The 24,703-nt window shown below is 64.4% G+C and carries 25 protein-coding genes and 1 other RNA gene; 12 read left to right on the plus strand and 14 right to left on the minus strand.

The features are described from left to right. Window positions 1-62 precede the first annotated feature (62 nt). Complete coding sequence (locus tag OUZ49_RS14970) at window positions 63-1,832, plus strand: bifunctional sulfate adenylyltransferase/adenylylsulfate kinase (RefSeq protein ID WP_266151292.1); 1,770 nt, start codon at window positions 63-65, stop codon at window positions 1,830-1,832. A gap of 57 nt (window positions 1,833-1,889) precedes the next feature. Here the strand turns inward: OUZ49_RS14970 and OUZ49_RS14975 are convergent, their stop codons facing one another. Next, window positions 1,890-2,909: a LysR substrate-binding domain-containing protein gene (locus OUZ49_RS14975; RefSeq protein ID WP_266151293.1), complete on the minus strand. Its 1,020-nt coding sequence runs from the start codon at window positions 2,907-2,909 to the stop codon at window positions 1,890-1,892. Window positions 2,910-3,249: 340 nt separating this feature from the next. Between OUZ49_RS14975 and cysG the strand changes: the two genes are divergently transcribed. After that, window positions 3,250-4,686 carry a siroheme synthase CysG gene (gene cysG, locus OUZ49_RS14980; RefSeq protein ID WP_266151294.1) on the plus strand — a complete coding sequence of 479 codons (1,437 nt, stop codon included), beginning with the start codon at window positions 3,250-3,252 and terminating at the stop codon, window positions 4,684-4,686. A gap of 88 nt (window positions 4,687-4,774) precedes the next feature. Beyond that, complete coding sequence (cysK, locus tag OUZ49_RS14985) at window positions 4,775-5,716, plus strand: cysteine synthase A (RefSeq protein WP_266151296.1); 942 nt, start codon at window positions 4,775-4,777, stop codon at window positions 5,714-5,716. A 173-nt stretch (window positions 5,717-5,889) separates the two neighbouring features. On the opposite strand, the gene purB is transcribed toward cysK, so the two are convergent. After that, entirely contained in the window at window positions 5,890-7,257 is a 1,368-nt protein-coding gene (gene purB, locus OUZ49_RS14990) for an adenylosuccinate lyase (RefSeq protein WP_266151297.1), read from the minus strand. A 405-nt stretch (window positions 7,258-7,662) separates the two neighbouring features. Here purB and OUZ49_RS14995 point away from each other — a divergent pair, with 405 nt between their 5' ends. Continuing rightward, window positions 7,663-9,060, plus strand: coding sequence for a class II fumarate hydratase (locus OUZ49_RS14995; protein WP_266151298.1), 1,398 nt, complete (start codon window positions 7,663-7,665; stop codon window positions 9,058-9,060). Window positions 9,061-9,086: 26 nt separating this feature from the next. Here the strand turns inward: OUZ49_RS14995 and OUZ49_RS15000 are convergent, their stop codons facing one another. Continuing rightward, window positions 9,087-9,653, minus strand: a complete 567-nt coding sequence (locus tag OUZ49_RS15000) for a DUF2884 family protein (RefSeq protein ID WP_266151300.1) — start codon at window positions 9,651-9,653, stop codon at window positions 9,087-9,089. Window positions 9,654-10,213: 560 nt separating this feature from the next. On the opposite strand from OUZ49_RS15000, the gene OUZ49_RS15005 reads away from it, so the two are divergent. After that, complete coding sequence (locus OUZ49_RS15005) at window positions 10,214-10,573, plus strand: outer membrane lipoprotein (RefSeq protein ID WP_266151301.1); 360 nt, start codon at window positions 10,214-10,216, stop codon at window positions 10,571-10,573. A 99-nt stretch (window positions 10,574-10,672) separates the two neighbouring features. Here OUZ49_RS15005 and OUZ49_RS15010 read toward each other — a convergent pair whose 3' ends face one another. The 4 genes from OUZ49_RS15010 to OUZ49_RS15025 are packed head-to-tail and all read right to left on the minus strand — an operon-like array spanning window position 10,673 to window position 13,202. Continuing rightward, window positions 10,673-11,641 (minus strand): hypothetical protein, encoded by a 969-nt coding sequence (locus OUZ49_RS15010; RefSeq protein ID WP_266151302.1) that lies wholly within the window; start codon window positions 11,639-11,641, stop codon window positions 10,673-10,675. Then, window positions 11,638-12,495 carry an ABC transporter ATP-binding protein gene (locus tag OUZ49_RS15015; protein ID WP_266151303.1) on the minus strand — a complete coding sequence of 286 codons (858 nt, stop codon included), beginning with the start codon at window positions 12,493-12,495 and terminating at the stop codon, window positions 11,638-11,640. Before OUZ49_RS15015 ends, OUZ49_RS15010 begins: the two co-directional genes overlap by 4 nt. Continuing rightward, window positions 12,492-12,878 (minus strand): GntR family transcriptional regulator, encoded by a 387-nt coding sequence (locus tag OUZ49_RS15020; RefSeq protein ID WP_266151304.1) that lies wholly within the window; start codon window positions 12,876-12,878, stop codon window positions 12,492-12,494. The genes OUZ49_RS15015 and OUZ49_RS15020 overlap by 4 nt, the downstream gene beginning before the upstream one ends. Window positions 12,879-12,884: 6 nt before the next feature. Continuing rightward, window positions 12,885-13,202, minus strand: a complete 318-nt coding sequence (locus tag OUZ49_RS15025) for a hypothetical protein (protein WP_266151305.1) — start codon at window positions 13,200-13,202, stop codon at window positions 12,885-12,887. A 288-nt stretch (window positions 13,203-13,490) separates the two neighbouring features. Between OUZ49_RS15025 and OUZ49_RS15030 the strand changes: the two genes are divergently transcribed. Next, entirely contained in the window at window positions 13,491-14,276 is a 786-nt protein-coding gene (locus tag OUZ49_RS15030; RefSeq protein ID WP_266151306.1) for an SDR family NAD(P)-dependent oxidoreductase, read from the plus strand. A gap of 208 nt (window positions 14,277-14,484) precedes the next feature. On the opposite strand, the gene OUZ49_RS15035 is transcribed toward OUZ49_RS15030, so the two are convergent. From OUZ49_RS15035 to ssrA, 3 genes are all read right to left on the minus strand, one after another. Further along, window positions 14,485-14,823, minus strand: a complete 339-nt coding sequence (locus OUZ49_RS15035; RefSeq protein ID WP_266151307.1) for a hypothetical protein — start codon at window positions 14,821-14,823, stop codon at window positions 14,485-14,487. Window positions 14,824-15,343: 520 nt separating this feature from the next. Then, window positions 15,344-15,565, minus strand: coding sequence for a TonB-dependent receptor (locus tag OUZ49_RS15040; protein WP_266151308.1), 222 nt, complete (start codon window positions 15,563-15,565; stop codon window positions 15,344-15,346). A gap of 215 nt (window positions 15,566-15,780) precedes the next feature. Beyond that, window positions 15,781-16,171: a transfer-messenger RNA gene (gene ssrA, locus OUZ49_RS15045) on the minus strand. Between the two features lie 120 nt (window positions 16,172-16,291). On the opposite strand from ssrA, the gene OUZ49_RS15050 reads away from it, so the two are divergent. Further along, window positions 16,292-16,744 (plus strand): GNAT family N-acetyltransferase, encoded by a 453-nt coding sequence (locus OUZ49_RS15050; RefSeq protein WP_266151310.1) that lies wholly within the window; start codon window positions 16,292-16,294, stop codon window positions 16,742-16,744. 15 nt (window positions 16,745-16,759) lie between these two features. On the opposite strand, the gene smpB is transcribed toward OUZ49_RS15050, so the two are convergent. Next, window positions 16,760-17,248 carry an SsrA-binding protein SmpB gene (smpB, locus tag OUZ49_RS15055; protein WP_266151311.1) on the minus strand — a complete coding sequence of 163 codons (489 nt, stop codon included), beginning with the start codon at window positions 17,246-17,248 and terminating at the stop codon, window positions 16,760-16,762. Between the two features lie 81 nt (window positions 17,249-17,329). Here smpB and OUZ49_RS15060 point away from each other — a divergent pair, with 81 nt between their 5' ends. Both OUZ49_RS15060 and OUZ49_RS15065 read left to right on the plus strand, forming a co-directional pair. After that, window positions 17,330-17,761 carry a type II toxin-antitoxin system RatA family toxin gene (locus OUZ49_RS15060; RefSeq protein WP_266151436.1) on the plus strand — a complete coding sequence of 144 codons (432 nt, stop codon included), beginning with the start codon at window positions 17,330-17,332 and terminating at the stop codon, window positions 17,759-17,761. Continuing rightward, the gene (locus OUZ49_RS15065; protein ID WP_266151313.1) at window positions 17,754-18,035 is read left to right on the plus strand and encodes an RnfH family protein; all 282 of its coding nucleotides are present in this window, start codon (window positions 17,754-17,756) and stop codon (window positions 18,033-18,035) included. Before OUZ49_RS15060 ends, OUZ49_RS15065 begins: the two co-directional genes overlap by 8 nt. 21 nt (window positions 18,036-18,056) lie before the next feature. Here OUZ49_RS15065 and OUZ49_RS15070 read toward each other — a convergent pair whose 3' ends face one another. Then, a complete protein-coding gene (locus OUZ49_RS15070) occupies window positions 18,057-18,506 on the minus strand; it encodes an outer membrane protein assembly factor BamE (protein WP_266151315.1) in 450 nt (149 codons plus the stop codon). Window positions 18,507-18,582: 76 nt separating this feature from the next. On the opposite strand from OUZ49_RS15070, the gene fur reads away from it, so the two are divergent. Further along, entirely contained in the window at window positions 18,583-18,999 is a 417-nt protein-coding gene (gene fur, locus OUZ49_RS15075; RefSeq protein ID WP_266151316.1) for a ferric iron uptake transcriptional regulator, read from the plus strand. A 342-nt stretch (window positions 19,000-19,341) separates the two neighbouring features. Here the strand turns inward: fur and OUZ49_RS15080 are convergent, their stop codons facing one another. Beyond that, a complete protein-coding gene (locus OUZ49_RS15080) occupies window positions 19,342-20,937 on the minus strand; it encodes an MASE1 domain-containing sensor histidine kinase (protein ID WP_266151437.1) in 1,596 nt (531 codons plus the stop codon). A gap of 82 nt (window positions 20,938-21,019) precedes the next feature. Between OUZ49_RS15080 and OUZ49_RS15085 the strand changes: the two genes are divergently transcribed. Beyond that, window positions 21,020-21,655 carry a response regulator transcription factor gene (locus OUZ49_RS15085; protein ID WP_266151317.1) on the plus strand — a complete coding sequence of 212 codons (636 nt, stop codon included), beginning with the start codon at window positions 21,020-21,022 and terminating at the stop codon, window positions 21,653-21,655. A gap of 168 nt (window positions 21,656-21,823) precedes the next feature. On the opposite strand, the gene recN is transcribed toward OUZ49_RS15085, so the two are convergent. Further along, the gene (gene recN / locus OUZ49_RS15090) at window positions 21,824-23,494 is read right to left on the minus strand and encodes a DNA repair protein RecN (protein ID WP_266151318.1); all 1,671 of its coding nucleotides are present in this window, start codon (window positions 23,492-23,494) and stop codon (window positions 21,824-21,826) included. 120 nt (window positions 23,495-23,614) lie between these two features. On the opposite strand from recN, the gene hrcA reads away from it, so the two are divergent. Then, window positions 23,615-24,676: a heat-inducible transcriptional repressor HrcA gene (gene hrcA, locus OUZ49_RS15095; protein ID WP_266151319.1), complete on the plus strand. Its 1,062-nt coding sequence runs from the start codon at window positions 23,615-23,617 to the stop codon at window positions 24,674-24,676. Window positions 24,677-24,703: the final 27 nt, after the last annotated feature.

The following is a 24,703-nucleotide window of genomic DNA, read 5'->3' on the forward strand; positions in this document are numbered from 1 at the left end:
CACCCCATGATTTACTCCAGCGTCCTGCGCTGGCCGCTACCCCGATCAAACAAGAAAACACCATGAGCCAGAGCGCTGTTGCCCAAGCCAATGTTTCCTCACCCGGACACCTTGAAGACCATCAACTGATTTCCCCGCACGGCGGCGTACTCAAGGAGTTGTACCTGTCGCCTGTGGAGGCCGAGCTGCTGAAGCACCGCAGCGCCGGACTGCCGGGCGTTGACCTCGACACCCGCCAGCTGTGCGATCTCGAATTGCTTTTGAATGGTGCATTTTCGCCGCTGGAAGGGTTTCTCACCCAGGCTGACTACGATCGGGTGGTCGACGAGCTGCGCCTGGCCGACGGCACGCTGTGGCCGATACCCATCACACTGGACGTCAGCGAGGACTTCGCCGCGCGGCTCGCGCCGGGCAGTGAGGTGGCCCTGCGCGACAGCCAGGGCGTGCCGCTGGCCGTGCTGACCGTGGAGGACATTTATCGGCCCGACCGCGAGCATGAGGCCTTGCGCGTCTTCGGCACCACCGACCGCACGCATCCTGGCGTGGCGGAGTTGCTGGAACGCTATCGTCCGGTGAACCTCGGTGGCTGTGTGCGTGGCATCCAGGCGCCCGCGCATTACGACTTCGCGGAGTTGCGCGACACGCCCCGCCGATTGCGCGAATGGTTCGAGGCGAACGGCTGGTACCGCATCGTCGCATTCCAGACGCGCAACCCGATGCATCGTGCCCATCGCGAACTGACCCTGCGCGCGGCCCAACAGGTGGGGGCGAAGCTGCTGTTGCAGCCCTCGGTGGGGCGCACCAAGCCGGGCGATATCGATCATTTCACCCGCGTGCGCTGCTATCAGGCCTTGCTGCCGCAATATCCGGCGCACAGCGCGCGGCTTTCGCTGCTGCCTTTGGCCATGCGCATGGGCGGCCCACGCGAGGCGCTATGGCACGCCATCATCCGCAAGAACTACGGCGCCAGCCATTTCATCGTGGGGCGCGATCACGCCGGCCCCGGCAAGGACGCCAGCGGCAAGCCGTTCTATGGTCCCTTCGACGCACAGCATCTGCTGGAGCGTCACCAGGACGAGCTGGGCATTCGTATCGTGCCGTTCCCGGCCATGGTGTATGTGGCGAACCGCGATACCTACCTGCCGTCCACCGAAGTGCAGTCCGACGACGAAGTGCGCGATATCTCCGGCACCCAGCTACGCCAGCATCTGCAGGAAGGCAGCGAGATCCCCTCATGGTTCAGCTTCCCCGAGGTGGTGCAGATTCTGCGCGAACGGCATCCCGCCGAAGCGACGCGTGGCTTTGCGCTGTTCTTCACCGGACTCTCCGGCGCGGGCAAGTCCACCATTGCCCAGGCGGTGGTGGCACAGCTGCTGGAAAGGACCAGCCGCGCGGTCACCGTGCTCGACGGCGACGAGGTGCGCAAGCATCTGTCGAAGGGGCTCGGTTTTTCGCGCGAGGATCGCGTCGCCAACGTGACGCGCATCGGCTACGTCGCGAGTGAGATCGTGCGTCATGGCGGCATCGCGGTGTGCGCGCCGATTGCACCTTACGCGGACTCGCGCGCCCAGGCGCGCACGCTGGTGGAAGAGCATGGCGACTTCATCGAAATCCATGTCGCCACGTCGCTGGAAGTGTGCGAGGCGCGCGATCGGAAAGGTCTCTACGCGCAGGCACGTGCCGGTACCATCACCCACTTCACCGGCATCAGTGACCCCTACGAAGCACCGGAACAACCCGAGCTTCGTGTGGACGGCAACGCCGCTGAGCCATTGGTGCTGGCCCGCCATATCGTGTCGCTGCTGCAACAGCGGGGCTTGCTGGGAAACTGAGGGCTGACCCGCGCCAGGCGCCGGGGAAGGTCGGCATGGACCATTCCCCGGGGCTGTTCAATGCGCCTCGACTACCGGCTCCACCACCTTGCTCGGCACGCGTCGCTCACGCCAATGCGGTACGCCCGGCCAGTTCACGCTGCCGACGCCGGCGTTGGCCAAGGCGTTGCTGACCGCGCGACGTTCCAGATGTGGTGCGAATACGCCGATGAAATCGAGCGCGTATTCGCGCAGCACGCTCTCCTTGCGCAGCACGATCCAGGTGATGCACGGCGCGAACAGGTGATCGGCGCTCAGCTGGCGCAGATCCGTGTCGTGTTCCGGCTGGAATGCCATCTCCGCCAGCACGCCAATGCCCAGGCCTTCGCGCACGTATGTCTTGATCAGGTCGGCGTCACTGGCCGTCATGGCAATCTGTGGTTGCAAGTTGGCTGCGTGGAAAGCCCGGGTCAGCGACGAATCCGGCTTGAGCGACGAGTCATAGCTGATCAGCGGTAGCGCGGCCAGTTGTTCCAGCGTGGGTGGTCGGTTGCGCCGGGCCAGCGGGTGATCGTGCGGTGCCACCACGATGCGATTCCAGCGATAAGCGGGCAGGGCGATGCCACTCGGCGGGGGAGCGCCCGCCGTGGTGCTGACAATGGCCAGGTCGACAAGGCCGCCTTCTAGCAGGGAAATGACGTCCGAGTCGCTGACCGGCTGCAGGTGCACGCTCACCTGCGGATAGCTGCGGCTCAGCGCCGCCACGGCGCCGGGCAGGGCAAAGCGCGCCTGGGTATGCGTGGTGGCGATGCGCAAGGTGCCGTGCGCCTCGTTGCGAAGATTGGCGGCGATGGAACGGATATTGGCCGCTTCGGCCAGGATCGTGCGCGCGCGCTCAAGCACCTGGGTGCCTGCGTGGGTGATCGCATGCAGGCTGCGACCCTTGCGGTGGAACAGCTGGAAGCCCAGCTCGTCCTCAAGCTGCCGCAGCAGCTTGCTCAAGCCCGGCTGGGTGGCGTGCACCCGCTCGGCCGCGAGCGTGATGTTGAGTCCGGCGTCGGCAATGGCGACCAGATAGCGCAATTGGGTAAGAGTCATGGCGTGGGTTCCGCAGGCGATCGAGAAGATGGTGGCTCGGGCTCGCAGGGCGGATACATCGCATCACGCGGCGCGACACGGACCGCTCGCGCTGGCAGCGGGTGACATCGATGCTGATGGCTTTGCGATGGTGGTCCAAGGCGCTTCCGCGTCGGTTCTGATGGTTAATTAGACGTCTATACAGCGGTTGTTGCGTTGCGTCAATGCTTTTGGCGCGGCAGCCGGGACTTATAACCGGCGGGCATATCGGTGGACGCACAAATCATTTGTGCGTCGGCGGGTGCTTGCCTAGCGTGGGTCGGAGCGCTAGGCGCTTCCCCCTGACGGAGCCTGTGGATCGATGAAGCTGTACCCCTTGTTCGCGGATCTCTCCGGGCGCCCGGCCTTGGTGGTTGGCGGCGGCGCGGTCGGCGAACGCAAGGCGGCTGCGCTGCTGGAGGCGGGAGCGCGCGTGACGGTGGGTGCTCCCAGGCTCAGTCCCGGCTTGCAGGCGTGGGTGGATCAGGGGCGCATCGAATGGCGCGCGGGCAGCTTCGAGGAAGCCTGGCTCGACGATGCCTGGCTGGTGATTGCCGCCACCGATGATCCAGCCCTGCACACGCGGATCGCCGCGTTGGCCGAGGCGCGGCGCCTGCTCGTCAACGTGGTCGACGATGCGGCCTTGTCGAGTTTTCATGTGCCGGCGGTGATCGATCGCGCCCCGGTGACCATCGCCATTTCTTCCGGTGGCCACGCCCCCATGCTGGCGCGTCTGCTGCGCGAGCGACTGGAGGTATTGATTGATCCAGTGATCGGTCCCTTGGCTTCGCTGCTGGCCGCCATGCGTTCGCGCATCCGCGCGCGTCTGCCGGACCTGGCGGCGCGGCGGCGGTTCTACGATCAATTGTTCAGCAGTCCCGTACCGGGTCTGCTGCGAAGGCAACAGCCGGCGCTGGCCGAGACCGCGGTGAAACGCCTGCTGGATGCGACCAGCGCCAGTCCTGCCGGATCCGTGGTGCTGCTGGGCGCGGGCACGGGTGATCCCGGCCTGCTCACCTTGCGCGGCTTGCGTGCGCTCAACGAGGCCGACGTGATCCTGCACGACCGGCTGGTCAGTGCCGAGGTGCTCGCCTTGGCGCGTCGCGACGCCGAACGCATCGAAGTGGCCAAGCAGGCCGGCAACCATCACACCACCCAGGCCCAGATCCATGCGCTGATGCTGGAGCATGCCAGGGCGGGCCGCCGTGTCGTGCGGCTCAAGGGCGGCGATCCCTTCGTGTTCGGGCGCGGCGGCGAAGAGCTGGAGTTCCTGCAGGGACACGGCATTGCCTACGAAGTGGTTCCCGGCATCACGGCGGCATTGGCCTGCGCGGCCTACGCCGGGATTCCGCTGACCCATCGCGACCATGCCCAGTCGGTGCGCCTGGTCACGGCGCATTGCCAGGGATCGATCGACACGCTTGATTGGCAGGCGCTGGCGCAGGAGCGGCAGACGCTGGCCGTCTATATGGGAACCAGTGAATTGCCCGGGTTGCAGCAACGCCTGATCGCGCATGGCCGGGCCGGAACGACGCCGTTTGCGATCATCGAAAACGGCTCGCGCCCCGAGCAGCGCGTGATCACCGGTACTTTGTCGACCCTGGTCGAGCGCGCCACCGGCTACGACGTGCGCTCGCCCGCCTTGCTGATCATCGGCGAGGTCGCGGCGCTTGCCCCGACGCTCGCATGGTTTGGCCGTCCGCCGCTGGGAGCCGCGCTTCCGGTATCGTCGCCCGAGCCCGAGGCGCTGACCGCTTGACGTAACCTTTCCATGCGCCGGCGCACCATCGCGGGCGATTCTGCGCCTATCCGTACCCTCCTTTCATACCGTGCCACGGAGTGACCTCATGATTTACGACAGCATTCTCGACACCATCGGTAATACGCCCATCGTGCGCATTCATCGACTGGCGCCGAAACACGTGACCCTGTACGTGAAGGTTGAGGCGTTCAATCCGGCCGGTTCGGTGAAGGACCGCCTGGCTTACGCCATCATCATCGATGCGGAGCAGCGCGGCCTGCTGAAGCCGGGGCAAACGGTGGTCGAGGCCACCTCCGGCAATACGGGCGTGGCCCTGGCGGCCGTGTGCGCGGCGCGCGGCTATCCCTTCGTGGCGGTGATGACCGAGACGTTCTCCATCGAGCGACGCAAGCTGATTCGCGCCTACGGTGGCAAGGTGCTGCTGACGCCGGCGGCCGAACGCGGCAGCGGCATGGTGCGCAAGGCCAAGGAGCTGTCGGAGAAGCACGGTTGGTTCCTGGCGCGGCAATTCGAGAACGAGGCCAACCCGGCGTATCACCGCAACACGACGGCGCCGGAAATCCTGCGTGATTTCGCCGGTCGCCGGCTGGATTATTTCGTCACCGGCTGGGGCACCGGCGGCACCCTGACCGGCGTGGGCGAGGTGCTGCGGGTGGCACGTCCCGAGGTGAAGCTGATTGCCAGCGAGCCGGCCGGTGCGGCACTGCTGACAGGCAACGAATGGCAGCCGCACAAGATCCAGGGCTGGACCCCGGACTTCGTGCCGGCCGTGCTCAACCGCGACGTGGTGCACCAGATCCTGCCGGTGGACGATGTGCTGGCGCGAGACACCTCACGTGATCTGGCGCAGAAGGAAGGCATCTTCGTCGGCATCTCGGCCGGCGCCACGCTGGCGGCGGCACTCAAGGTCGCGAAGGACGCACCGGAAGGCTCGGTGCTGCTGGCCATGCTGCCCGATACGGGCGAGCGTTATCTGTCGACGTTCCTGTTCGAAGGCGTCAACGAAGGATCAGACGAAGTGGAGTAGTGCTCCAGCTTCCTCTCCCCGTTGGGGAGAGGACTGAGGTGAGCCCCTAAAAGGGGGTAAAGGGAGGGTGCTCGCGGGAAGGTCTCAATAGAGCGCGCTTCGAGCATCTTCTGTTGCAAGATTGTCCCCTCACCCCAGCCCTCTCCCCGGAAGGGAGAGGGAGCAGTGCGGTTTCAGATATCCCGCGCCAACGGCTCCGCCAGGCCGATATAGCCACCTGGCGTGAGATCGAGCAGACGCTGCTTCGCATCGGCCGGCAGATCCAGGCCGGTGATGAAGGTGCGCATCGAATCCCTGGTGATGCCCTGGCCGCGCGTCAGTGCCTTGAGCTGCTCGTACGGCTCCGGCAGGCCATAGCGGCGCATCACGGTCTGCACGGCTTCGGCCAGCACTTCCCAGCTCGCGTCGAGGTCGGCAGCGAGGCGGTCGGCGTTGACGGTGAGCTTGCCCAGGCCCTTCTTCAGCGATTCCAGCGCCACCATGGTGTGACCGAACGCGGTGCCGAGCGCGCGCAGCACGGTGGAGTCGGTGAGGTCACGCTGCCAGCGGCTGATCGGCAGCTTCTCGGCGAAGTGGCCGAGCAGGGCATTGGCGAGGCCGAAGTTGCCTTCGGCGTTTTCGAAGTCGATCGGGTTGACCTTGTGCGGCATGGTCGAGGAACCGACTTCGCCGGCCTTCAGCGCCTGCTTGAAGTAGCCCAGCGAGATGTAACCCCACACGTCGCGCGCCAGGTCGATCAGGATGATGTTGGCGCGGCGCACGGCATCGCAGTACTCGGCGACGCCGTCATGCGGTTCGATCTGGGTGGTGTAGGCGTTGTAGTCCAGTCCCAGGCTTTCCACGAAGCGCTGCGAGAAGCCGCGCCAGTCCAGTTCCGGATAGGTGATCGCATGGGCGTTGTAGTTGCCCACGGCGCCGTTGATCTTGCCGGGCACTTCCAGCGCGGCGAGCTGCTTGCGCTGGCGTTCCAGGCGCGCGACCACGTTGGCGAGCTCCTTGCCCAGCGTGCTCGGCGAAGCGGTCTGGCCGTGCGTGCGCGACAGCATCGGCAGCGCGGCATTCGCATGCGACAGCTCGCGCAGCTTGGCGATGATGCCGTCGAAGGCCGGCAGCAGCACCTGCTCGCGTGCATCGCGCAGCATCAGCGCGTAGGACAGGTTGTTGATGTCCTCGCTGGTGCAGGCGAAATGCACGAATTCCTTGGCCTGGGCCAGCGACGCATCGTTGCCGATGCGCTCCTTGATGAAGTACTCCACCGCCTTGACGTCGTGGTTGGTGGTCGCCTCGATGGTCTTGATGCGCGCACCGTCATCCACGCTGAAATCCGCCGCGATCGCCTTGAGCTTGGCGATCTGCGCCGCTGAGAACGCCGGCAGCTCGACGATGCCCGGGTCGGCGGCCAGGGCCAGCAGCCACTCGATCTCCACGTGCACGCGGCGGTGCATGAGTCCGAATTCGCTGAAGATCGGGCGCAGCGTTTCGACCTTGCTGGCGTAGCGGCCGTCCAGCGGCGACAGGGCGGTCAGGGCATGGGAGGACATCGGGGGGTGTTCCAAAGGCGGGAAAGCGCTCATTTTACAACAGACTCCCGAAGCCCCGTCCGGGCCGCTCTTGGCGGCGCGCTAACGGCGCCGGGCCTATAGTGCCCCCAACTAAGGGTGCTCTGATCTATTCAACGAGGGTGGCATGATGTCCAGAAAGGCCGCAGGGTGTGGGGCGTGGCGCCGCGCAGGCTGGCTGCCTGGGCAAGCCGCGCACCGCACCCTGCGGCCTTTCTGGACATCACCCGCAGGGCCGGTTCTGTCTGCCCGCAGCTGCGCGCCGCGCCGCCTCGACAGGCAGCCAGCCTGCCTTCGCCGACGCAGCACACATCTGCGGGCAGACAGAACCGGTGACACCCTCGTTGAATAGATCAGAGCACCCTTAACGCCAGGAATCGCAAGGATATGAGTCAGTTCCGCATCGAACACGACAGCATGGGCGAATTGAAGGTGCCGACGAAGGCGCTGTATGGCGCCCAGACCCAGCGCGCCGTGGACAATTTCCCCATCTCTGGTCTGCACCTGCCGCGCAGCTTTATCCGCGCGCTGGGCCTGATCAAGGCCGCCGCGGCCGACGCCAACCTGGCGCTGGGCTACCTGAAGAAGACCCAGGCCACGGCGATACGGCGGGCCGCGCTGGCGGTGGCCGAGGGTGAGCACGACGAGCAGTTCCCGATCGATGTATTCCAGACCGGTTCGGGCACCAGCACCAATATGAATGCCAACGAGGTGATCGCCCATCTCGCCAACAAGGCGGGTGGCAGGATCCACCCGAACGATCACGTCAACTATGGGCAAAGCTCGAACGACGTGATTCCCACCGCGATCCATGTCAGCGCCACGCTCACCACCAGCGAGCAACTGCTGCCGGCGCTCAAGCATCTCAAGCGCACCATCGACCGCCGTGCGCGCGAACTGCGCAACGTGCCGAAGACGGGACGCACGCACTTGATGGACGCGATGCCGGTGACGTTTGGCCAGGAGTTGTCCGGCTGGGCCGCACAGATCGGCACGGCCATCGAACGCATCGACGACAGCCTCAAGCGCATGCGCCGGCTGCCGCTGGGTGGTACGGCCGTCGGCACCGGCATCAACGCCGATCCCAGGTTCGGCGCGGCGGTAGCGCGCGAGTTGAAGAAGCTCACCGGCATACGTTTCGAATCCGCCGAGAACTACTTCGAAGGCATGGCGGCACAGGACGCCGCGGTGGAACTGTCCGGCCAGCTGAAAACGCTGGCGGTGGCCTTGATGAAGATCGCCAACGACCTGCGCTGGATGAACTCGGGCCCGCTGGCCGGCCTGGGCGAAATCGAATTGCCGGCGCTGCAGCCGGGTTCGTCGATCATGCCGGGCAAGGTCAATCCGGTGATACCCGAAGCCACCGCGATGGTGGCCGCCCAGGTCATCGGCAACGATGCGGCGATTACCATTGCCGGCCAGTCGGGCAATTTCCAGCTCAACGTGATGTTGCCGCTGGTGGCGTATAACCTGCTGGAGTCGATCGGCATTCTCTCCAACGTCAGCGTCCTGCTGGCCGACAAGGCGATCGCCGGCTTCAAGGTCAACACGGCGCGGGTGAAGGAAGCCCTGGACAAGAACCCGATCCTGGTCACCGCGCTCAATCCGGTGATCGGTTACGAGAAGGGCGCCGCGACGGCCAAGCAGGCTTACAAGGAAAAGCGCCCGATCCTCGATGTGGCATTGGAAACCACAGGCTTGTCGAAGAGCGAGCTACAGAAACTGCTCGACCCGATGACGCTCACGCGCGGTGGCATCCATGGCGGAGGCGGTGGCGGCGGTTGAGTTACCCGCCGCGGTGCCGTGCGCCCTCAGTTCGAAGCATGCTCGCGGCACTTCTCGACATTCGCTTCGCCCAGTGCCGAGGCGTAGGGCTTGAACGCGTCGAGCTGGGTCGCCAATTGGTCCTGCGCCGCCTTCATGCTGGCCACGTCGTCGCAAATCTTCGCGGCGGCCAGCTTCACGTCGTTCGCTGCCGCCTCGATCTGATCGTGGGCGGTGGCTTTGTCTTCGTCGTTGCCGGCAAGCTTGCTCGCCACCGAGCCGACCGCCTTGGCCGCCGTTGCCGCGCCGGCTTTGCCGGTGGCGATGGCGTCCGCACGCATGGCCTGCGCCGATGCGTTGTAGCGCTGCAGCAAGGCGCGCTGCGCGTCGTTCACGGGCACCTCACGGCCGTCGATGCTGAGCTTGCCGCTGCCATCGACAACGGCATCCGGTACGCCTTCAGCGTGGACGGTGACCTGGCCGTCCTGCAGGGTGATGCGGTGGTTGATGATGTCGGTATGACCGCCGAACACCTGGGTATCGTTGGACGAGTTGCTGCAGGCGGCGATCACGCCGGCCATCGCCAACAAGCAGGGAAGACGTCGAAGGATCATGTGATGGCACTCCTTATCCGGGGTTCAAAACCTGAGCTCGGTGCAAGGTGGCTGCCGCTCCGGCCGATCATACGAGGTGTGGTTCAGCCCCTGCCACGGAAGGCGGGGCGAATGGGGTGTCGCAGGAACCATCGGCTATCGATCATGGCATGGCCATCCACCTTCGCGCCAACCAAATTTCGAGCGCAGGACATCGCTGAACGGGCGCCGGCGCGGGCATCCGCAGCCCAGGGCAACGCGCTTCGATAAACCGGAGGCAACCCGGCCATGGACCCGGCAGGAACGACCGCTCGCACACACCTTTTATGCACATTCGGTGTGCTCACTTAGCGCAGCACACTTGGCGTGCACGCATGTCCCGAACGGTTGACGCACCGAGGTTGCACCGCGAGCCGAAGCTTTACTTGCCGTCCATTTCACCTGCAGAAAGTGAGGAGATGACTTTTATGAATGCCAGTCTCAATGCGCTTCGCACCCTTTCGTTCGCGCTCTGTGTTGGACTGCTCGTTTCCGCTTGTGAGACGCAACCTAGCGCCAACAGGTTCAGTTCAAATCAGGCCATGACGGCGCAGAGCGTCGAGCTGGGCGTGGTGGAGACCGTGCGTGATGTGACGATTCAGCCGGGTAACTCCACCTTGGGTGCGGCGACGGGTGCCGTGCTGGGTGGCATCGTAGGTAGCAACATCGGCAGCGGCACCCGCGCCAATACGGCTGGTGCGGTGGCTGGCGCCGTCGGTGGCGGCCTGGCGGGCAATGCCATCGGTCGTGGCTCGAGTACGGCCGGTGTGGAAGTGGGCGTACTGCTGGATTCCGGTCGACGGTTGAACATCGTGCAACCGGGGACGTCGAATGATTTCCGCCCGGGTGACCGCGCGCGCGTCAGCTCCGGCGGTGGTACCACCCGCGTCGTCCGCGGGTGAGCTCTGGCGGTCGTACCACTCAGGCCATACGTCGATCTCAAAAGCTTGCCCCACCGGCACTCCGCATCCATGCGGAAGGTGCCGGTGGGGCAAAACACATCAGCTGTCGTCACGAACCCGGCGGAACCAGATGGCACCGGCGATGAGTGCGGCACCGGCCACCACGCCCAGCCACAGATTCGGGGTGGCCAGCAGGCCGTAGGTGTGACCGGGGGACAGCACGCTAAGCGGATCGTTGGAGTCCATGTCCGACATGGAGCTCAGGTTGTGGTCGCTGAACACGATGCTCGAACCGGGGAACACGCTGAGCAGTACGCGCTGTACGACATGGGTCCAGAACCAGGCCGTCGGCAGGTTGAACAAGCCCATGATGCCGAACCAGCTCACCATCAGGCCGACGACCACCGGCACCGCCATCGCCCACAGGAAAGGCTTGGTGCGTGACCAGGCCGAGCAGAACATCAGCCAGCCGACCGCGGGCAGGGCCCACAAGCTGTACAGCGGAACAGCGCTGAGCAAGCTGCCGATGACCCGGAACGGATGCGCCAGTGTCAGCAACTGCCAGATGTTCACGCCATGCAGCGACAGCACGACGGCGTAGATAAACAGTTGCATCACACCGCAGATGATACTCACGAACACCGCGATGACGGGTGCAATGACTGCTGCGCTGACCACTTTCGAGAGCACGGTGCTGGTGTTGGATACCGGCAGCGATTTCCAGAACAGCACGCTGCGGTCACGACGATCGTCGTACAGCGAACCCAGGCAGTAGAACAGCACCACCAGGCCCATGACGATGCCGATCAGGCTCATCGAAGAGAGCATCGCCACGTCCACGGCCGAGCCAATGTTGGCCAGGTCGCCGGCGTCCGCATGTTCGATCATCGTGCGGAAATCGTTGCCGCCGATCATCATGGCGCCATGGCGCGAGCCGAGCACTTCTGCGGTGATGATCGCCATCAGGTTGAGAATCAGGAACACCGCGCCGGTAATCACAGGGGCCCACAGCAGGCCGCCGCGATGCTCCCAGTATTCGCGTTTCATGAGCCAGTAGAAGGTCTTCATGCGTAAGTCCCCTTCATGGTGGCGACAAACAGGTCGCTGACTGTGGGGCGCCTGACTTCGCCCATGCGTTCCAGCACGGCGCGGTCGGCGCCATCGAACAGGAAGATGCTCTTGCCGAACACCTGGCGCTCATCCAGTGGTTTCAGCTGGCGCGCGGCCTCGGCCTTGTCGGCGCTGACCATGACTTCGGCGAAGCGCTCGCCCACGGCATCCATATCGGTATCCAGCACCAGCTTGCCGTCGCGAATGAACATCAGGTCGGTGAGGATGTGTTCGATTTCCTCGACCTGGTGCGTGGTGACGATGATGGTCTTGTTCTCGTCGAAGTAGTCCTCCAGCAGGCTCTGGTAGAACTGCTTGCGATAGAGAATGTCCAGGCCCAGCGTGGGTTCGTCCAGTACCAGCAGGCGCGCGTCGATGGCCATGACCAGGGCCAGGTGCAACTGCACGATCATGCCCTTGGACATCTGCTTCACGCGCTGGTCGGGCGTGAGTTTGGTGCGTGCCAGGAAAGCCTCGCACTTGGCGCGATTGAAGCGCGGGTGCACGTTGGCGACGAAATCGATGGCCTCGCGCACGCGGATCCAGCGCGGCAGCACCGCGACGTCGGCGATAAAGCACACCTGCTCCATCAGGCGGTCGCGCTGGCTGCGCGGATCGAAGCCAAGTACGTTCAGCTCGCCCCGGAAATCGGTCAGGCCGAGGATCGCCTTCAGCGCGGTGGTCTTGCCTGCGCCGTTGGGTCCGATCAACCCGACGATGCGGCCGGACTCGATCCGGAAGCTCACATCGTCCAGGGCGAGGGTGTTCTTGTATCGCTTGGTCAGACCAGTGGCCGTCACAACCGCGTTCATGACTGGTTCTCCCCGTTAGCCGGCGCGTGGTCCGGCGCTTCCCGCAGCAGGGTTTTCAGATCCAGCCCCAGGCGCTGCAGCCGGGCGAAGAGCGAGGGCCATTCCTCACGAAGGAAGCGCTCACGTTCGGACTTAAGCAGCGCTTCCCTGGCTCCATCAATGACGAACATGCCCAAACCCCTCCTTTTTTCCACCAGTTGATCATCGACCAGTTCCTGGTACGCCTTCGAAACAGTCAGCGGGTTGATTTGAAAGTCCGCTGCCACCTGGCGTACTGACGGCAGCGGGTCGCCCTCGTTCAAGGCGCCGTCCAGGATCATGGCCACTACGCGTTCGCGCAATTGGCGGTAGATCGGGACGCTGTCGTTCCAGGTGATGGTCATATGCATTTATTCCTTGCTGATACGGCCGAACGTGGTGCCAAACGAATAGTAGGGCATGGCCAACTGGGCCCCGAGCACACTGGCGTTGGCCGGGGAAGCCGGGCTCAGCAGGTGTGAGACCGTCGCGGTGGCCACGCCAGCCTCGCTCAGTGCCGCGGCGCGGAAATCTTCGGCGGTCGGGCGGACCTCGATCGGTGCCAGGGTTATAACCCGTACACCGTTGATTTCGCTGGCAGGAACGGCGTGGACATTGGAGTTGATGGCGGCCAGGCCTGCCGTGGTGAACAGGGCGGCGGCGGTCAGTGCTAGTAGGTTCGCTTTCATGGCTGTACTCCTTTAGTGACCTCGTGGACCGGTGTTGTAGTGAACTATAACACCAGATCTTTAGCTGTCAACAGGCGAGTCGGAAATTCGCAACATGACTGATGGCCTATAGGGCTGAACGAGCGATCCGGGCGGGCCATGGCGCCTGGAAGCCGGGGGAATGCTCCGCCGACCGAGCCCAGCAAGGCAGGGGCGGCCATCAGGCATCGCAGGTGACAGGCATCACCTCACGGCGCCTTGGTGAAGGTCGTGCTTCAATGGCCTTCCAGCTCCACCAGGAAGCAGTCCATGGATGTCGGTTTGAGCGGGCGTGTGGCGGTCGTCACCGGGGCCAGCAAGGGCATTGGCCTGGCGTGCGCCATGGCGTTTGCGCGCGAAGGTGCGAGAGTCGTGGGCATCTCGCGTGACCTCGCCCACCTGCATGCCGCCCAGCACGATCTGCAGCGCGAAGGACTGTCCATGGAGGTGGCAGCAGCCGACCTCACCGATAGCGTCGCCGCCCAGATGGTGACCGAGTACATCGAGAACGAGTTCGGTCCGATCGACGTCTTGGTCAATTGCGCCGGTGCAGCGAAGCGTACACCCGTCGCGGAGTTACATGCCGATGCGATGCATGCATCCATGCAGGCCAAATACTTTACCTACATGCATATCATCGACCCGGTGATCCGCCACATGTCAGCGCGCGGACGCGGAAGCATCGTCAACGTCGTGGGGCAGGGCGGACGCCAGGCGAACCCGATGCATATCGGCGGCGGTGCCGCCAACGCCGCACTTATGCTCGCTTCCGTGGGCTACGCCAGCGCTTATGCCGCGCAAGGCGTGCGCGTCAACGTGATCAATCCCGGCCTCACGCGCACCGGTCGTGCGCAGGAAGGCCTCAATGCCTCCTCACGCGCCACCGGTCGCCCAACCGATGAACTGCTCGCCGAGCAACTTGCGGAAATTCCCATGGGACGCATGGCCGAGCCTGCAGAAATCGCCAACGTCGCGGTGTTTCTCGCATCGTCGCTTTCGAGCTATGTCACGGGCGCCGTGATTCCGATGGATGGTGGCAAGACCAGCACGATTTGAATGCAGCGATACCCGGCCAAAGGTGGACCAGGCATCGGCGCGGCGGCCGGGTCAGAAGCATCCCAACCAGCTAGCGTTTTTCCTGAGCTGCCTGGCGGGCGGAGGTCGTGTTTCTTGAAGGAAAACTCTCACCGTCTGCCGTCCTTGATCGTCCAGGTGCGGCGCACCGTACTCATAACGCGGTACACCGCGGGGCGACCATAGGACTCTAGGACTCCATCATCGGCTCACGTCTGAGCAACTCGGCGTATTGATCGAGAAAGTGGATTGCGGCGGCCAGGTTTTGCGTGCAAACCTGCGGAAGCGGCCAACAGCCGGACCGCATGGATGCGCCGCGCGCGAGGGCTTTGCGCGCGGCCTCGCTTTCGATCACCAACAAAGCGATATCGTTCTTCGCCGCGTTGATGGCGTCTACGCGCAGGGCAAGCTGCTGCCGTGATTTCCCAAGCGTGTCCGCCGTACGATGCGGACGACCGAGAGATGGGATGGATTTGCCGCCATGGGGATTCAGCGGGCGAGCGAGTGCCTTATGATCCGGCATAGCCATGATCAACTCCTCCGTAGTTGGCTATGGTCAGCGGATTGCGTGAGCATGCAACTCATGCGATCCGCGCTACTTCACTACATCGCTGCAATGGTCACCGACGTAGCCCCACGAGAGACGGCGTTGATGATTGGCCGAAAGTAGCAAATAGTCTCACTCGTACCTGTAGGGCTTGGCCGCGTCGCCGTATGCGGCCATGCCGACAGGCGCTGACCGCACTTTGGCGGCAAGCGTCTTTGCTTCCCTAAAAGCGGTACCTGAAAGCGCGGCCGGATTGATTCACCACGTCCGGGTGCCCAGCGCTGAAAAGGAAGAGTGCGGAGGCAGGTGATCGGCAACCGCCAAACCGACCATGACTACATCGCCTGGCACGGACACTTTGCATATGTGTCGGCCCGATGCTTCGACGTGGCGTGGCTCCGTGCAAGTCGGTCTGGTGCCGTCTTGTCATGTCACCGAGCCGTTCGGCTTGTCGGCAGTCCAGCCCCGGAAAAGCCTCGACGTCGTGACGGAAACCACGGCCCTAATGCACGTTCACCCACACGCCTTCAATGTCATCCTTGACCGCGGTCTGCAAGTCGGCCGCCGGAAGCTTGGACGCGTCAAAGACCCTTCCGTGCCGCATGCCACGGTAGATTCCGTGAAAGCGAAACGTCGCCATCCAGCGCACGCTGCCGTTGGCCGAGGGCTCGTACTCGCCCTCATAGGCAAAGCCGTTCGAGGTCGTACCGAAAATATTAGCCATGATCCAAACCTCGCAATGCCCCAGTGCCTTGACGGTACTCCTGCGACGCGTTGGCAGTGTGAACCTTTTGGTGTGGATCCCGGCGCAAAGCCGGAGCCGGCTTGACCTGCTTTTGATCAGCTCGAATTTGCGGGCGGTGACTTCGTGGGCCGTCTCGTAGGGCATGAACGTCCAAACAAGAACGCCCGGCAATCACTTGCCGGGCGTTTTGCTATTGGTGGAGGTGGCGGGAGTCGAACCCGCGTCCGAAGGCGTTTGACGCCCGGTACTACATGCTTAGCTCACCGTTGGATCTCGCCCCGCGACAGCACGATGTGCAAAGCGCATCGAAGGGCCAGCCTGCTTGATTTAGCCCTGACCGACAGGCGGCAGTTTCGGGCGATTCCGTGATAGTGACCCAAATTGCTACGAGCACAGACACAAGTAGGTTTGGGGCTCGGTCTTAAGCGACCATGCCGTTATCGCAGCGTATTAGGCGGCGAGAGCGGTGGGAGCGTAGTTGTCGTCGTTGGCAACTATGAGTTTGCCGCTGGATTAACGAGGAAAGCTGCCCCCTCGGCATGCACCAAGCCATCTCACTACCCCCGTCGAAGCCAGGACACCCCCGGGGAAGATCGTATTGCTGGTCCGGCAGTATATGGAGGTTCGCGCGAATACATCAAGGCCGCGCACGGCGGACCGCCAGCCTCTATGGTGGGCAAGGCAACCATGCAGGGGAGGGGAAACATGTTGCGGATACGATTGGCGGGGTTGTCCGATGCGGGCTTGATGACCGACTTGCGTTGCACGTTTCTCGAGGAGCTCGGGCAGCGGCTGGAAGATGGCTTCGCGGACCACCTGCGCAGCTGGATCGACGAAGCCCTGGCCGATGGCCGCTTGCAGGTCTGGCTGGCGGAACTGGATGGCCGCGTGGCCGGTTGCGTCGCCGTCAATCCCTATCCGCGCATGCCCTCGGCTTACTACCCGCGTGGCCTCGGCTGGCACCTGCACAACGTGTACGTGAAACCGGCGCACCGCAAGGCAGGCATCGCGCTGGCCTTGTTGTCGGCCGTGGGTGCGGCGGCGCGCGAGCAGGGCGTGGATGTGTTGAGCCTGCGCACCGAGCCCCAGGCACGCGCGCTTTACGAGCGCTTCGGATTCAGCACTGCGGTCGATGCCATGAGCATGTCGCTCGTCTGAGCGACGAGCAGGCTCTTAGGCGCGATTGTGCGCGCGCATGGTGCGCTGCTTCTCGCGCTGCCAGTCGCGTTCCTTCTCGGCGTCGCGTTTGTCGTGATCCTGCTTGCCCTTGGCCAGGCCGATTTCCACCTTCACCTTGTTGCCCTTCCAGTACAGGGCCATGGGGATCAGCGTGTAGCCCTTGCGCTCGACGGCACCGATCAGCGTGTCGATCTCGGCGCGATGGAGCAGCAGTTTGCGCGTGCGGCGATCGTTCGCCACGACATGGGTGGAAGCACTGATCAGCGGCGGAATGGAGGTGCCTATAAGGAATATCTCGCCCCTGAGGACCATGGCGTAGCTGTCGCCGAAATTGATGCGACCGGCACGCAGCGACTTCACCTCCCAGCCCTGCAGCTCAAGCCCGGCCTCGAAGCGCTGGTCGATGTGATACTCGTGGCGCGCGCGCTTGTTGAGCGCGATGGTGCCGCCAGCCTTCTTGTCTTTGTCCTTAGCCTTGGCCATGTCCGTTAAACTTCGGGCTGTTTGCCCTGATGATGATCCGGCCATGTGGCCTGGATCCAGATGATTCCGAAAGAGGCTGATGTGATCGAGATCCGCCGCAGCGCCCTGGTGCGATATTCGCCAGCCCAGATGTTCGAGCTGGTCAACGAAGTCGAAGCATACCCAAAGCGTTTCCCCTGGTGTGTCGCCGCCGAGATACTCGAGCGCGGGGACGATGTGTTGGTGGCGCGGCTGGATCTCAAGTACGCCGGCTTTCGGCAGAGCTTTACCACGCGCAATACCACGGTGCGTCCGCAGCGACTGCATATGAGCCTGGTCGACGGGCCGTTCCGCAGCCTCGACGGCTTGTGGGAGTTCATCGCGCTAGGCGACGCGGGCTGCAAGGTGTCCTTTGCGCTCGACTTCGATTATGCCGGCCGTCTTGGAGGCACTGCGCTCAAGCTGGGCTTCCAGGGACTTGCCGGCCGCATGGTGGACGACTTTTGCCGCGAGGCTGAGCGCACCTATGGTTGAGCAGATCACGGTCAACGTCGTCTACGCGGAACCGGAACGCCAGTTCGTGCGTCGCCTGACCTTGCCGGCGGGCAGCACGGTGATGCAGGCGATCGAGGCTTCAGGCATCGCCCAGGCCGTACCAGGGTTGGTGATCGACCCGGCGCGCCTGGGGATTTTCTCCCGCAAGGCTGCGCCGGACCATGTGCTGGACGAGGGCGATCGGGTGGAAATCTACCGGCCGCTCACGCTCGATCCGAAGGAAGCGCGCCGGCGCCGGGCCCACGAGGGCTGATGCGGCGCCGGCAGGGCGACGTCAGTTGCCGCCGCCGTCCTTGCCGCTGTCCTTCTTGTCCGACCCGCCACCCGTGCTCTTGTCACCGGAGGTTTCATCGACCGGATAGCTGGCGTGGTACTTCTTGGTGTCGTTCACCAGCTTCTGCGCGTCTTCGGCAAAGAAGTCGCCATCGGTGCGGACCAGGGAGTCGTTATTGAAGGTCAGCGTCAGCGTGCGGATCTTGACCGGGCCGCCACGGTGCTGCTGGGTGGATACGTAGTTCCACTGGTTCTGGCTAAACGGCGAGTTCACCGACGGGGAACCCATCAACACCAGCACCTGACGCTTGGTCATGCCGGGCTGCAGCTGATCCACGGTTTTCTTGTCGAGCAGGTTGCCCTGGTACACGTCTGGGGTATAGATAAGACGGCAGCTGGCCAGAGAAAGGGCCAGCATGGCAAAACCCAGCGTGCGAATCAGCTTTTGCATGCGTGTTGCGTCCGGATCGTAAAGGTGTCGGATGATACACTAACGGCCCCGTGGCGCCGTGTGCGTGGAGTTGGCTATGGAACAGGAAACCAAAGAACTGCGCAAAGCCGGCCTCAAGGTGACGCACCCGCGCATGCGGATCCTGCAGATCTTCGAAGACGAGGAGGCTCACCACCTTACCGCCGAAGACATCTACAAACGCCTGCTGTCCCACCAGGAAGACATCGGCCTGGCCACGGTGTACCGCGTGCTGACCCAGTTCGAGGCAGCCGGTATCGTGGTCAAGCACAATTTCGAGGGTGGCCAGGCCGTCTACGAACTGGATCGCGGCAAACACCATGACCACATGATCGATGTGGACAGCGGAAAAGTGATTGAGTTCGTCAGCGAGGAGATCGAGCGGCTGCAGCACGAAATTGCGGCACGCCACGGTTACGTCATCGAGGACCACAGCCTGGTGCTCTACGTGCGTCCGAAGCATCGGACCAAGTAAGGCCCGATCAAGGCGTCGCAACGAGGGTCGGCGACGGGCGCGTTGCCGGCCTTTTTCTTTGGCGCCGCAGTCAGGCGTTCGCCCATAAAAAAAGCCGCGGGAGGACTCCTGTCCGCCCAACGGCTGATCCGTTACCGGATGGCTCCATATGAAGGCGAGTTGCTCGCTCAACCTGGCTATGCCACCGATTCCGGCGGAACGGCATCCTGCCGTCCTTCATGCCCACCGTCCCCACGGTTGACATGGCTCACCATCTTGCGATGGTGGCTCCCCCACATCGATGAACCGAGACTAACGAACCCTTCACGAAGCGGGTATCAGAAAATTTCCTATGCCTGTGCTCTAAGCCCGTGACAAATCGGCAATATTTGTGTTGCTGCGCAACAAAATACGCAGATGCACGCCCTGCGATTCGGGCCGCACGCGGAACAGGCCGCCCAGTGAGGTCACCCGGTCACGCATGCCCTGCATGCCCCTGCCACCACGCGGCATGCGCGCTGGCAGGCCAATGCCGTTATCCCTGATGTCGAGCAGGGCCATCGCCACGCCTTGTCGTTCACCGATACGCAGGCGCAGCTGGAACAGGTCCGCCTGGGCGTGCTTGACCGCGTTGGTGGCGCTCTCCTGCACCAGGCGATAGATCACCGTGCGGGTGTCGTCGTCGAGCAGGCGCGGGTCCCCGTGCAACTCGGTGTGATAGGCGACGCCAGCGGCGTTGAGCAAATCGCGGATCGGCCCTTCATCCAGGGCACGCAGCAGGCCGAACTCATCCAGTACGGCGGGGCGCAAGTCGTCCAGCAGCCGGTGCAGGGCGCGTCGCATGTGACCCAGGATGGCATTGATCGAGATGCCGATATCGTCCATGCCGGCCTGCGCCAGGCGCGATTGCGCCAGCTTGACGTGGGTCTGGATGGCGGTGAGGTTTTGGCCGAGCTCGTCGTGCAGCTCCGCGGCCATGTGGCGGCGCTGGTTTTCCTCGGCCTGCAGGTTGCCGCGTGCGGCGTCGCGTAGCTGGCGGGCGAGATGGTCCAGGCGTCGATTGACCGCCGCCAGATAAACGTTTTGTTCGGCGACACGCTCACTGCTGCGCCGCAACGCATCGGTGGCCGAGCCAAGCATCAGGGCGCCGGTGCCAGCCACGGCTAGGAACAGCTCGCCGGCGGCGCCAGGGGTACCGTGGCCCGATATGTGATCGACCACGGTCATGCCGAGGCTGGAAATCAGCATGGCCAGGCTGGCGCCGCGCCAGCCGTGCCGGAAGGCGAAGAACAGCACGGGTGCCAGCGACAGAACCCGGGCGAACTGGGGCTGCGGCGCACCGTGCGAGGACAACACCATCAGGATCGCCAACGACGGCAGCAGCACCAGCAGGCCGTCCATCAGCAGGCTGCCCAGGGCGCGTTTGCGCAGTCGCGCCCGCAGCAGCATGACCAGCAACGGCACGACCAGCAGCACGCCCACATAGTTGCCCAGCAGATCCTGGCCCATGGCCTGGACCAGCAGGTCCGAGGTGGGACTGGCGTGAACGAGGGCGAGCAGGACGGCGTCGGTAGCGGTGGTGGCCGCTACGGTGAACGCCGCCGAGAGCAGCAGGCGGGCAACGTCTTCCGGGTCGCGCAGGCTGGCGTGGAGATTGGCTCGCCGCATCAGCGACAGGCAGATCGTTACCACGATGGGTTCGGGAAACTCGCCCAAAAAGAAGCCCAGCCAGCCCAGGGGCAGGCCATTGGCGATGGCAATCAAGCCGGTAGCTGCGAACTCCGCGCCCAGCAGCCACGGCCACATGCGCATGGGCGCCAGCAACAGCGCACCGAAACGCAGGCCGTAAGGCAGCATCCAGTAGGGCTGTTCGGTCGGCCATAGCAGGAGCCAGAGCAGGAAATACGCCAGCCCGAGCATGAGGGTGGAACCGGGAATCGATAATGATTTCGATGGCATGCGCGGGATGTTACATGGCGCCCGGCGGCTGATACGCGCCGGGGTATAGGCGGCCATCACCGAGGCTGCTATACATGCGGTCATGTACAGCATTGTCCTGGTCGATGACCACGCCATCGTCCGCGAGGGGTTCAAGCGGCTGATCGAATTGGAACCGGATCTTGAGGTGGTGGCGGAGTGCCGCTGCGCCGATGATGCGGTGGAAGCGGTTGGCTTGCGGCGGCCTGATCTCGTGGCGCTCGATCTCTCACTGCCCGACGGCAGCGGGCTGCCGTTGATCGAGCACTTGCGCAGCGTCGCCGCGGACACGCGCATCGTGGTGCTGAGCATGCATGACGGTGAGCCTTACGTATCAGAGGCGCTGCGTCGCGGTGCGAGCGGCTACGTGACCAAGGGCGTGGCGCCGGAGGAACTGGTGGCCGGCCTGCGCGCCGTGATGCAGGGCGAATGCTTCCTCAGCTCCGATCTGCGCCGCCGTCGCGCCGAGCGACCGAGCGAGGGACTCGATCCGATTCATCGCCTGACCGCGCGCGAGCGCGAAGTGTTCCTGCTGCTGGCGGCCGGCCGAGCGCCCAAGCAGGTGGCTGGCGAACTCGGCATTGGCCAGAAGACGGTCTACATCCACCGCGCCAGCCTGATGGGCAAGCTGGGGGCGGGTTCGGAACTGGATCTGTACCGCATGGCGACTGAGCGGGGCATGTTGCCGCGGCGTGCCTAATGCCTTCCTCTCCCCACTGGGGAGAGGATTGAGGTGAGCCCCGAAAAGGGGGTAAAGGGCGGGTGCTCGCGATTCGGCATCTACTAGAGCCCGCTTCGAACCAGGTTTTGTCGCGAGATTGGCCCCTCACCCCAGCCCTCTCCCCGCAGGGGAGAGGGAGCACAAGCCCTAGGCCTGCGCCCGATCCAGCATCTGCTTGGCGTGCGCGCGCGTCTCACGGGTGATCTCCACGCCGCCCAGCATGCGTGCCAGCTCGTCGCGACGCCCGCCGGCATCCAGCTTCTCGATTTGCGTGCGGGTGGACTCGCCGTCGCTGGCCTTGCTGACGCGCAGATGCGCATGGCCTTGCGCGGCAACCTGCGGCAAATGGGTGACGCACAGTACCTGGCGTTGCCCGCCCAGGGCGCGCAGTTTCTGGCCGACGACTTCGGCGACGGCGCCGCCAATGCCGGTATCGACCTCGTCGAACACCATGGTGCCGACCGTGTCCTTGCCCAGCGTCGCCACTTCGATGGCCAGGCTGATGCGCGCCAGTTCGCCGCCCGACGCGACCTTGCGCAGTGGACGCGGCGGCTGGCCGGGGTTGGCGCTGACCAGGAGTTCGCAACGCTCGCGGCCCTGGGCATCGGGCTCATGCTCGTTCGATCCCTCCAGCTCGACCACGAGACGGCCGCCGCTCATGCCAAGCTCGGCCATCAGCACGCTCACTTCGCTGCCTAGCCGCGTCGCGGCATCGCGGCGCGATGCGCTGAGCCTGGAGGCGCTGGCGTCGTAGTCCTGCTGCAGCTGCTGGCGCCGGGCGGCAAGCTGCTCGAGCGCATCGCCGGCACCTTCCAGCTCCGTGAGCTCGGCCCGCAGCGACGACGCCTTGTCGTGCAATTCGACCACCGGCACGCGATGGCGCCGGGAAAGTTCGTGCAGCTTGGTGAGATGGGTGTCGACATCGGCGTAGCGCTCGGGGTCGAGGTCGACGTCCTGCGCATAACGCCCCAGCGCGTCGGCAGCTTCAGTGAGCTGGATCGAGGCGTTGTCCAGCAGCTCCAGCACCGGCGCCAATTTGTCGTCCAGGGCCGCCAGCTTGCCCAGTTCCATATGGGCCCGGCTCAACGCGCGACGCAAGGCAAACTCGCTGTCGCCATCGAGCAGCTCGACCACCCCGCTGGCGCCTTCGGCAAGGCGCCCGGCGTTGGCCAGCCGTTTGTGGCTGGCCTCCAGTTCGCTCAGTTCAGCGGCGGGCAGCGCCCATTTCTCAAGCTCACCCAACTCATGACTCAGGAGTTCGATGCGCTGTTCGCGATCGTCGCCACCGCTGAGCTTGCGGATGCGGGCACCCAGGTCGCGCCACTGCTGGGCCAGTTCGCGGATCTGCCCGACCAGCGTTTCGTTGCCGGCATAAGCGTCAAGCAGCTCCAGCTGATGGGCGCGCGACAGCAGGGCCTGATGCTCGTGCTGACCATGGATCTCGACCAGCAGGGTGGCCAGCTCGCCCAGCTGGCTGGCGTTGGCAGGACGGCCATTGATCCAGGCGCGCGAGCTGCCCTCGGCGCGGATGACCCGGCGCAGCTGGCAGGTGTCATCCTCGTCTAGTTCCTCGTTCTTTAGCCATGCGCGCGCTTCGGGCAGGTCATCGAGGCTGAACTCGGCGGTGAGCTCGGCCCGATCACTGCCGGCGCGCACCATCCCGCTGTCGGCGCGGGCGCCAGCCAGCAGCATCAATGCGTCGACCAGCAGGGATTTACCGGCACCCGTCTCGCCACTGACGACGGTAAGGCCCGGGCCGAAGGCGATCTCGGCTTCTTCAACGACGGCAAAATGGCGGACGTAGAGCGAAGTAAGCATGGGCGAGGGTATGGTGAAGTCGGTGGATTGTAGCGGTTGGTTGGACCGGTTAACCGTGTCCGGGCTTGCGCGCAGGCGCGAGAGACCTTATTTGTTCTCTATCTCACGGATTGCTACAGCATGCCTCTTTCCTTCGGCCACGAACTCGATGCCCGCGCGCGACGCCTGCTGCGCACATTGATTGCCCAGTATCTGGCCGACGGCGAGCCGGTGGGCTCGCGCACGCTGTCGCGCTCATCCGGATTGGACGTGAGTCCGGCCACCATCCGCAACATCATGGCCGATCTGGAAGAGGCCGGCCTGGTCGCCTCGCCGCATACGTCAGCGGGTCGCATACCCACACCTCGCGGCCTGCGCCTGTTCGTGGACAGCCTCATCGAGTTGCATCCGCTGCCGCTTGACGAGATGGCCCGGCTGCGCCGGGAGTTGCCCCCGGGGCCCACTACGACGCGCGACCTGCTGGGCAACGTGTCCTCGCTGCTGTCGGCGATGACGCATTTTGCGGGTGTGGTCACGGTGCCGCGGCAGGTTGATTTTCCACTGCGCCACATCGACTTTGTGCCGCTGCCGGACAGTCGCGTGCTGGTGATCCTGGTGTTTTCGGACAACCAGGTGCAGAACCGCATCGTGCAACTGGCCAAGCCCCTCGACGGCCGCGAACTGGAGCAGGCCGCCAACTACCTCAACAGCCAGTTCGCCGGCCTGCGCCTGGACGATATCCGCGCTCATTTGCTGCGCGAGCTGCGTGAGACCAGCGGGGAGCTCAACCAGTTGCTGTCTAGTGCCGTGGAGCTGGCGGCGGCTTCGTTTGCGCCACAGACCGAGAGCGACGACGTCCTGGTCAGTGGCCAGACCAACCTCATGGGCTATTCCGAGCTGGCCAACCTGGAGCGCCTGCGCGAGTTGTTCGAGGCGTTCCAGAAGAAGAATGAGCTGCTGCAGCTGATGGAGGTCTGCGCCAAGGCACCCGGCGTACGGCTTTTCATCGGCGAGGAATCGGGTTTCGCCGCGCTGGATGGCTGCAGCGTGGTGACGGCCAGTTACGGCGCGCAGGGGCGCGTGCTGGGGGCGGTCGGCGTCATTGGGCCCACCCGGATGGCCTACGAGCGGGTGATCCCGGTGGTCCAGGCGACGGCCGGTTTGCTCAGCGACGCCTTGAATCGCGCCGCCACGACCCTATAACGCGCCCGGGAGGCGGGATTTACCCGC

The organism is Dyella halodurans, from assembly GCF_026283925.1.
Taxonomy (GTDB): domain Bacteria; phylum Pseudomonadota; class Gammaproteobacteria; order Xanthomonadales; family Rhodanobacteraceae; genus Dyella; species Dyella halodurans.